The sequence below is a fragment of the Dietzia sp. Cai40 genome (assembly GCF_014145165.1).
Lineage (GTDB): Bacteria > Actinomycetota > Actinomycetes > Mycobacteriales > Mycobacteriaceae > Dietzia > Dietzia natronolimnaea.
In genome coordinates, this window is sequence record NZ_JAALEB010000293.1 from 1 (window position 1) to 2,181 (window position 2,181).

The 2,181-nt window shown below is 70.1% G+C and carries 2 protein-coding genes and 1 pseudogene; 2 read left to right on the forward strand and 1 reads right to left on the reverse strand.

Annotated elements, in window-relative coordinates:
* Window positions 1–26: 26 nt before the first annotated feature.
* On the reverse strand, window positions 27–476 hold the full coding sequence (locus tag G6022_RS11415; RefSeq protein WP_182610046.1) for a hypothetical protein: 450 nt from the start codon (window positions 474–476) through the stop codon (window positions 27–29).
* Between the two features lie 157 nt (window positions 477–633).
* Between G6022_RS11415 and G6022_RS11420 the strand changes: the two genes are divergently transcribed.
* Together G6022_RS11420 and G6022_RS11425 are read left to right on the forward strand one after the other, a co-directional pair.
* Entirely contained in the window at window positions 634–2,022 is a 1,389-nt protein-coding gene (locus G6022_RS11420; protein ID WP_182610047.1) for a M1 family metallopeptidase, read from the forward strand.
* Window positions 2,000–2,181 (forward strand): annotated as a pseudogene (locus G6022_RS11425) (polysaccharide biosynthesis protein); the annotation flags it as partial. The gene G6022_RS11420 and the pseudogene G6022_RS11425, both read left to right, overlap by 23 nt.

Below are 2,181 nucleotides of genomic sequence, written 5' to 3' on the forward strand. Positions count from 1 at the left end.
GGCGGGGGCCTCGCCCTGCGGGCCGGTCACCGGGCGGCACCCCGGCGTGCGATGCGCGCGGCGGCGATCAGTCCGGGCACCGCCACCAGCACCGCACCGAGGAGGTACCACCAGGGGGTGAGGCCGATCGTGGTGCGGATGACGTGCAACCCGGTGACGACGACGAGGACCACCACGCCGGAGCCCGCGACCCCCCAGAGGTACGTCCGGGCCGAACCACGGGGACTGGCGCCGATCGATCGCCGCTGCCAGAAGATCACGGCGAACAGCAGCACCACGTACGGCACCATCGCCCAGTTGGAGAACATGATCGCGATGGTCCCGGCACCCATCACCACCGCGATGACGGCGGCGAACCAGGCGAAGACCCGGGCGTCGCGCGTGGAGCTGACCGGCGGGCGACCCTCGACCTCCGCCAGGAGCCGGGCGGCCTCGGCGCGATCGAGCTCGCCGGTGGCGGGGTTCTCCGTGGTCATGGCGACACCTTCCTCGTGACGGTCCCGGGAGTGTCCAACCGGGCAATGACTAGACCATAGGCAACTACTTTCCACTTTGGCAAGTAGTTTTCACCGCCCGGCCGCCGGGGGCGGTGCCGATCACCCCGGGTCCACTACACTCGCGCAGGTCATGGAATTGAAGGCAGTCAAGAAGGACCTCATCGCCAAGATCGCAGCCCCCCGCGATTCGTCGCGCGCCGATCCGGTCGACCCCTACCTGCCCAGCGCCGGGAACCACGGCTACCGGGTGACCCGGTACGAACTGGACCTCACCTACAAGATGAGCTCCAACAACCTGCGTGGCCAGGCCGTCATCACCGCCACGGCCACCGAACCGCTCGACTCGGTGCAGCTCGACCTGTCCCCCCACCTCGACGTGTCCAAGGTGTCTCTCGACCGCGGTCGGGTCGCCAGGTACAGCCGGCCGCGGGGCAAGCTCACCGTCACCCCGGCCGAGCCGATCCCCGTCGGTGCCGCGTTCACGCTCACCATCCGGTACGCGGGCAACCCGCGCCCGATCCGCGGCGCATGGGGTGAGGTCGGGTGGGAGGAACTGACCGACGGGGTCCTGGTGGCCAACCAGCCCAACGGCGCCGCCAGCTGGTTCCCGTGCGACGACCACCCGTCGTCCAAGGCCCCGTTCCGGATCCGGCTCACCACCGACTCCCCGTACCGCGCGGTCGTGACCGGTTCGCTGGTGGGCAAGAAGCGCAGCGGCAGCACCACCACCTGGGAGTTCGACCTCCCGCAGCCCACCTCCACCTACCTCGTGACGATCAACCTGGGGCAGTACGAGCACCTGGAGGTGACGGGTGGGGCGGTGCCGTTCCACGCCTACCTGCCCGCGGACCTCAAGCGGGACTTCCGGGTGGCGTTCGCCCGCCAGCTCGAGATGATCGAGGTCTTCACCGACCTGTTCGGCCCGTACCCGTTCGGTGAGTACAAGGTGGTGGTGACCGACGACGAGCTGGAGATCCCCCTCGAGGCGATGGGCATGTCCACGTTCGGCCGCAACACCGCCGAGGCGGGCACGGACGACGAGCGGCTGATCGCCCACGAACTCGCGCACCAGTGGTTCGGCAACGCCGTCACCGCCGCCGAATGGAAGCACATCTGGCTCCACGAGGGCTTCGCCTGCTACGCCGAGTGGCTGTGGACCGAGTTCTCCGGCGGCGCCGACGCGGGCAGCCACGCGCTGCGCTACTACTCCAAGCTGCAGAACTCACCCCAGGACCTGCTCCTGGCCGACCCCGGCCCCAAGGACATGTTCGACGACCGCGTCTACAAGCGCGGCGCGCTCACCCTGCACGCCCTGCGCCTGACGATCGGCGACGAGCAGTTCTTCCAGCTGCTGCGTGACTGGGTGACCAAGTACTCGGGCAGCACCGCGACCACCGACGACTTCCTGCACATGGCCGCCGACCACTCCCCCGTCGACCTGCGTCCCCTGTGGTCCGCGTGGCTGTTCTCGGAACCGCTGCCACCCACCCTCGGCATGCCCGATGACCACGCCGGCCGCCGCTGAACCGACGCCCACGGCCGGCCGCCGCGCCGCGGGTGGGATGCGGGCCCTGACGCTGGCGACGGTGTTCGCCGCCGCCTCCGGCTACCTGGTCATGCTGGTCGCCGGCCGGGCGCTGGGCCCGGCGGACTACCCCCTCTTCGCCACCTACTGGGGCGCGTT